The organism is Sphingomonas psychrolutea, from assembly GCF_014636175.1.
Lineage (GTDB): Bacteria > Pseudomonadota > Alphaproteobacteria > Sphingomonadales > Sphingomonadaceae > Sphingomonas > Sphingomonas psychrolutea.
The window spans coordinates 79,651-86,109 of sequence record NZ_BMDW01000017.1 but is presented as its reverse complement, the minus strand read 5'-3'; the positions used below and the strand labels follow the sequence as shown (position 1 = coordinate 86,109).

The 6,459-nt window shown below is 65.6% G+C and carries 5 protein-coding genes; 2 read left to right on the top strand and 3 right to left on the bottom strand.

All coding sequences use genetic code 11. The features are described 5' to 3' along the window. Positions 1-538 precede the first annotated feature (538 nt). The 3 genes from IEV62_RS13485 to IEV62_RS13475 form a co-directional block, all read right to left on the bottom strand. Positions 539-1,834: a DUF5690 family protein gene (locus IEV62_RS13485; protein WP_188448338.1), complete on the bottom strand. Its 1,296-nt coding sequence runs from the start codon at positions 1,832-1,834 to the stop codon at positions 539-541. A gap of 75 nt (positions 1,835-1,909) precedes the next feature. Continuing rightward, positions 1,910-2,677, bottom strand: a complete 768-nt coding sequence (locus IEV62_RS13480) for an acid phosphatase (protein WP_188448336.1) — start codon at positions 2,675-2,677, stop codon at positions 1,910-1,912. Next, on the bottom strand, positions 2,674-4,815 hold the full coding sequence (locus IEV62_RS13475) for a phosphocholine-specific phospholipase C (protein ID WP_188448334.1): 2,142 nt from the start codon (positions 4,813-4,815) through the stop codon (positions 2,674-2,676). Before IEV62_RS13475 ends, IEV62_RS13480 begins: the two co-directional genes overlap by 4 nt. A gap of 145 nt (positions 4,816-4,960) precedes the next feature. On the opposite strand from IEV62_RS13475, the gene IEV62_RS13470 reads away from it, so the two are divergent. After that, positions 4,961-5,515 carry a phosphonate degradation HD-domain oxygenase gene (locus IEV62_RS13470; RefSeq protein ID WP_188448333.1) on the top strand — a complete coding sequence of 185 codons (555 nt, stop codon included), beginning with the start codon at positions 4,961-4,963 and terminating at the stop codon, positions 5,513-5,515. A 132-nt stretch (positions 5,516-5,647) separates the two neighbouring features. Next, positions 5,648-6,406, top strand: coding sequence for a UTRA domain-containing protein (locus tag IEV62_RS13465; protein ID WP_188448330.1), 759 nt, complete (start codon positions 5,648-5,650; stop codon positions 6,404-6,406). The last annotated feature ends 53 nt before the right edge of the window (positions 6,407-6,459 follow it).

Sequence of the window (6,459 nt, the reverse complement as noted above, 5' to 3'; positions counted from 1 at the left end):
CCTGGCGCCTGGCTATTTGGTGACCGTAGAAGCGAACCGTCTGGTCCGTCGCTGCGGTGACATTCACCTAGGGGCGGTGTTTGATTCGGTCAAACCCTTTTTTGCCGGGCCGGAAACGTCGATTTTTCTCGCGGGGAAATTCACGGAGCTCTGGGCGGTGTCCTTCAGGTAACCCCGGCGCTGCAGCTTTGCATATTCGGGCATCATCTGGTTGAGAACGTTTTTCACTTCATAGACCGTCCGCGCCTCAGTACCTTTTGTTATTCCGGATGGACAAAAACTTTTGGGCCTTGCCTGCATCTAAAATGACGTGACCCCCGCCTTTCATCCAGCGGCAACCAGAGACCGGCAGCAGGTCAAAATTGCAAATGAGTGTTGCATGCGTCCGATGCGTGTTCAGGGTCCAAGCCGATTTCCCCGGAGCGCCTCGGTTGCGTCGCTACCGGGGCAGTGTCGCGAGGGAACCTAAACCGGTCGTTTGCGCGACGCCTTCAGACCAGACGAATGCGAGAATTAGCTCCGAAATGCCGGATGTGGATCACAGCGATGGCGTCCGACTCTCGGCGCGTGCGGCGCGATTGCGCATTGCGAATCCGACGGCGGACAACAGCGTCAGCACGCCGACCGCCACCGCCGTCGCATAGGAAATGCCGATGAAAAAGCGCAGCCAATCCATCTTGGGGGCAACCAGGCTGCGGAACAGTAGCAGCGCCACGCTGCCGGCATAGCCCGACGCATCGGCGAGGTAGATCAGGAACCCGGCATTGCCCGGCTTGCCGATCGCCGCGATCATCCGGTCGAACAACATCGCATTGAACGGGGTATAAGCGAGATACAGCCCCGCGCCGCCCAAAATCATCCACGGCAGCGGCCCGAGCAGCCCGGCTTGGAAGGCCAGCGTCGAGAGCCCGAGAAACAGCGCGCCGAGGATGATGATCCCGTGCATCGCGAGCAGCGCGCGCATATTGTCGCGCACCAGCATCAACGCGGCGAGACCGGCCAGACTGATCACCGCGACCGGAAGCTCGCTTGCCGAGAACATCGCCGCTGCGCCGCCATAGCCCATCGCGGTCCACAGTTCGGCGGCGAAATTGTCACGGAAATCGCGGATCGCCGTCAGCAGGACATAGCCCATGACCAGCAACACAAGTGACAGGCCGTGCGCGCGCAGGAAGGCCGTTCGGTCGGCGCGCAGCATCGGCACACGCACGGTACGCTCAGCCTCGTCGCGCGCATCGGGGAGCGGCATCCGCTCCAGCCACCATAGCGACAGCAGCAGCACCGGCAAGAACGCCGCGCCGGTTACCGCCGGCATCCAGCTTTCGGTGACGCCCGCTTGCAAAAACAGCGTCGCGACGGATTTCACCACGCCCGACGAAATGATGAAGCTCGCGCACAACATCGCGCCGAGCAACTCCGACACGCGGCGCCCCTCGACATAGCTGAACACCAGCCCCCAGATCATGCCCAGCGGCAGCCCGTTGAGGAACAGGCACGCGACGTTCCACGGGGCCGGCACCAGCGCGAACAGCACCAGCGCGACCCATGACGCGCCGATCAGCGCGAAAATGAGCTTCGCGCGGCCCTGCCGCCCGAACTCGGCGATCACGCGCACCCCGATCAGCTTGGACAGCGCATAACCGAACACCTGCGCGATCAGCAGCGCGGTCTTATAGTCGATCGCGAAATGCCAGCCGTCGACATCGCCAAAGGTCGCCGCCGCGAACGGCTTGCGAAAGGCATACATTGCGAAATAGGCACCGAACGCGGCCAGCCCGCCGAGCAGGAGCGTCAGCTGCGGGGTGGCACCGGCTTTGGGTTGTGCGGAGGGCATGAAAATCCTGCGATGTGGTGGGACTGGTGTGGACCAGCGTAAAGGCAGTTTCGTGACAGCGGGCGTGCGGTCACGTCACCACGGCCGCGCAGCGAGCGCCGCGTGTTCGGCTTGGCATTGTCCCGAATCGGGCGCGCCCGCGCGCGCGCCGATCGACACCAGTTCGCGCCGTGCCGCCGCCATGTCGTGCTGAAAAGCCGGGCTGGCGTTGATCTGCGGAAACATCACCGATCCCGCCATCCAGCCGGCCTGCACCGCGCTAAGCGAATGCGCGCCGCACACCGCGCGGCTCTCGCCATAGGCGCGGGCGCGGGCGAGGATCGCGGTCGCGCGCGCGGGCATCAATTCGGCCAGGATCAGCCCCTCGAGCCAGCCATTGGCGGCGTGCCCCGAGGGATAATCGCCGTTTTGCGCAAGGTGCGCGGTCTTGGGCTCGCAAATCGGCGCATCGGTGTCGAGATACGGGCGCCGCGTGCGGTACTGCGCTTTGACTCGGTTCACGAGATCGCCCGTCCCAGCCCGGTCGAGCAACCGCGCCAGCGCGGGCGCGCGTGCAGGCGTGAGCGTGACGCCCAGCGCGCACGCAAAGCGGTCGAGCGGCGCGTTGCCGACATCCTCGGTCGCGATGCGCCAGCGCGGCGTGCCGCGCAGACTGCGCGTGGCGTCGAAGATCGCGCGGTCGGCCCGCGCGGCGGCGCTGCCCGGAATGGGCGGCGGCGGCAGGATCGCCACGCCGTCGGGCATGCGATCGGGCGCGACGTAGGGACCTTCATCCTCGGCCTGGCCCACCGCCCCCAGCGTCAGCAAGGCGGCGAGCAGCAGCATGCGGCGCGGCAGCGTCATGCCGTGACGCGCAGGACGCCGATGCCGGGATCGGTGCGGCCAGCGTGTCCGGTCTCGACCTTTCCCGCAAAGCGCCGCAGGAACGCGCTGTCCTCCACCAGCGTCACGGTCAGATCGTACCAGGTATCGCTCGCGTCGAGCCGCCACAGGTCGCTGACTTGCTTGCCCGGCGCGACCGAGACCGTTCGCGTCCGCGCACTTTGCGTCGGATAGGCGGGGTCGAGCGCGATCGTGAAGGTCAGCGGCACCGTGCCGCCATTGCGCAGCAACAGATCGACCGCGCGCTCCGTGGGCCGCGCAACCAACAGTGCCTCGGCCGGCGGTGCGACGCGGGCGAGCGACCCTGCGAAGCGCTGCCACAGCCCGTTCGGCCCACGTAGCGTCAGGTCATAACCGTCGATTGCCCCGGCATCGTGCCACTGCTCGCTGGCGAAGCGATCGCCCGCGCCGATCGTATAGTGCCACGGTTCCTGCACGTCGTGATTGTCATGCATCGTGAAGGTTGCGCCGACGCTGCCGCGATTGATCAGCTCGATTCGCATCCGCCGCTCGGGCGTCACCCCGGCCACCACGTCGAGCGCATAGGGCAGCGGGCGATGCAAGCGCTGGCCCGGCATTTGGGTGGCCTGTGTCTGCGTCGCGGGGATCGTGTTGACGGGCCCCGCCAGCGATTGTGCGACGCGTTCGGCGAAATCGTCGGTGGTCGGCAATTTGAGCGCCGCGGCGCGATCCGGATCGGCAAAGTCAAACACCGAGGTCAAATCGCCGCAGACCGATCGCCGCCACGCGCTGATATTGGGCTCGCGCACGCCGAAGCGCTGTTCGACGAACTGCAGCACCGAGGTATGATCGAACAATTCCGAGCAGACATAGCCGCCGCGGCTCCACGGCGAGACGACGATCGCCGGCGTGCGAATGCCGAGCCCGATCGGATGCTTGCCCGGCTCGAGCACGTCGCGCGTACCATAATCCTTGGTCTCGCCGGCGATCGGCACGGTGCTGTGCCCGCGATATGCGCCTACCGGCGGGATCGGCGGCGGGGCGTGATCGTAAAAACCCCCAGCCTCGTCATAGACCAACAGGAATGCGGTTTTGGCGAACATCTCGGGATTGTCGACCAGCGCCTCGATCAGCTTGGCCGAGATGTGTTCGCCCTTGGCGGGTTCGGCCGTGGGGTGCTCGGACAGATCGGCGGCGGTGACGATCCACGAGACTTGCGGCAGCGTGCCCGCCTCTACATCGCGACGGAAGGCGGCGACAAGCTGTTCGCCGTCCGATCGCGTGCGGTCCGCGCCATCTTCATGCTCGCTAACCCAGGATCGACCGCGCCGATAGAGCGCCGAATCCTTGGGCGCCGGGCGAAACGGCGGGAACACCGACAGCAGATTGTCGCCGAAATTGTCGTATTCCTGATAGACTTTCCAGCTGACCCCAGCCGCTTCGAGCCGCTCGGCATACGTGGTCCAGCGATAGGCTCCCTCGCTCAGCGCATGGTCTTCGGCCATGTCAGCACTCGGCGTTTCGTCTTCGCCGTAATTGCTCATCTCCGGGTCGCCGCCGACGCCGCCGCCGCCATTGCAGCCGCTGAAGACGTGCAAGCGGTTGGGGTAGGTCTGCGTCAGCGTCGAGCAATGATAGGCGTCGCACACGGTGAAGGCGTCGGCGAGCGCGTAATAGAATGGCAGATCGCTCGCCGTATAGTGCAGCATCCGCGTGTGGAGCGTCCCGTTATGCCCCCAGCGATCATAGCGGCCGCGGTTGAAGATATGCACATTCTCCTGATGCGACTGTTCGGCACCATCGACCTTGAACGAGCGTGTCGTCTTCGAATCGCCGTGGAACGGCAGGACATAGCCGTCGGGGTGCTGGTGCGACGGCTGCGCGAACACGCTGCGGCCGCCGGGCAAGCGCAGCGGGCGCGGATCGCCGAAGCCGCGGACGCCGTTCAACATGCCGAGATAATGATCGAACGAGCGGTTCTCCTGCATGTGGATCACGATATGCTCGACGTCGCGGATCGATCCGGTGCGCCGGTTCGCCGGGATCGCGAGCGCGCGGTCGATCAAACCGGGCAGCATCGATCCGGCCGCGCCCGCACTCGCCGCGCGTAAAAAATGCCGTCTCGTCGTCCCGTCCATGGCTTCGCCCTTTCCCTGGCGACGCGAATGCGCTAGCTCGCCGAAAATTGGTATAGTCCACTTACACTACAATCTTACGACAGCAGGAAATCAGCATCATCGGCCGATTGCGGGCGGTGGCGGGTGCGCAAACCAGCGGGGAACCATGGCCGAGAACGTAATCGACCGGATTTTCGACCTATTCGAGCAATTTGGTAGCCTTTCTTATGGCGAGGACGCGACGCAGGTTCAGCACGCGTTACAGACTGCGCAGCTCGCGCGGCGCGATCGCTGTTCGGACGCGCTGATCGCCGCGGCCCTGTTGCATGACATCGGGCAATTCATCGACGATGCCGGCAACGCGGCCGAATCGCACGGCATCGACGCGCGGCATGAGAATGCCGGATCGGCGTTTCTTGGCGGCTTTTTCCCGCGCGCAGTGACCGAACCGGTGCGGCTCCACGTCGCGGCCAAGCGCTATCTCTGCGCGATCGATCCCGACTATCTCGCGGGGCTCAGCCGCGCCTCGGCCCTCAGCTTGGCCCTGCAAGGTGGCGCCATGTCGGCCGACGAAATCCGCGCGTTCGAGGCTGAACCGTTTTTTGACGATGCGGTGACACTGCGCCGCTTCGACGACATGGGCAAGCAACCCGACTGGCATGTGCCCGATTTGTCCAGTTATCGTCCCCTGCTCCAGTCGCAGCTTCGCCCGGTCGACTGAGAAGGCTGCGAAGACCTGGGGCGCCCGCCTCTTTTGGTGTAGACCAAAAAGGGCGGTTCGAGTGCGGCGATGGCACGACCTTCGCCGATGCGCTTGACCCGTCCCCAGACCCCCTCCAAGCTCCGATCAGCGATGCGCAGCCAACTCGAACTCACCCCAATCGCCAAGGGCGATACCGCGGACGGCCCGCACTATCTCGCGCTGCGCGACAAGATCGCGCGCGGTATCGAATTGGGCAAGCTCGCGGCGGGATCGAAGCTGCCGTCCGAACGGCAGTTTCAGGGGGATAGCGGCGCGGCGCGCGGGACGATCCGCGAAGCGCTGTTCCAGCTCGAAGCCGAAGGCCTGATCTACCGGCGCGACCGCAGCGGCTGGTACGTCTCGCCTCCGGCCGTGACCTACAATCCGATGCGCTGGGCGGGCTTCATGACCTATGTCGCCGAACAAGGCCGGAGCCCGACGACCGAGACGCTGAGCACCGAGCTCGAGCCGGCGCCACCGGCGGTCGCCGACATCTTCCGCACCGCCCCCGGCACGCCGCTCTACAATCTGCACCGCCGCCGCTCGATCGACGGCCGCGCCGTGCTGGTCGAACGCATCATCGTCGATCCCGCGCTGGCCCCCGGCCTCGCCGAGCATTCGCTCGACGGGTCGCTCACGCAAATCCTGACCGGCATTTACGGGCTCACCGTGGTCCGCAACCGCGTCGACATGCGGCCGTGCGCCCTGGTCAAATTCGCCGCCGACGCGCTCGGCGTCAAACCGGGTACGCCTGGTCTGCTGGTGGTGCGCACCAGCATCGCGGCGGATGGGCGCGTGGTGGAATATGACCAGGAATATTGGCGCCACGACGCGATCCGCGTGCATGTCGATCTCGATGTACGCGGATAAGGCCGACCCGCCCTTTGTCTCAACACTGCGTTTGCGAGGGTGGCGGGTCACCC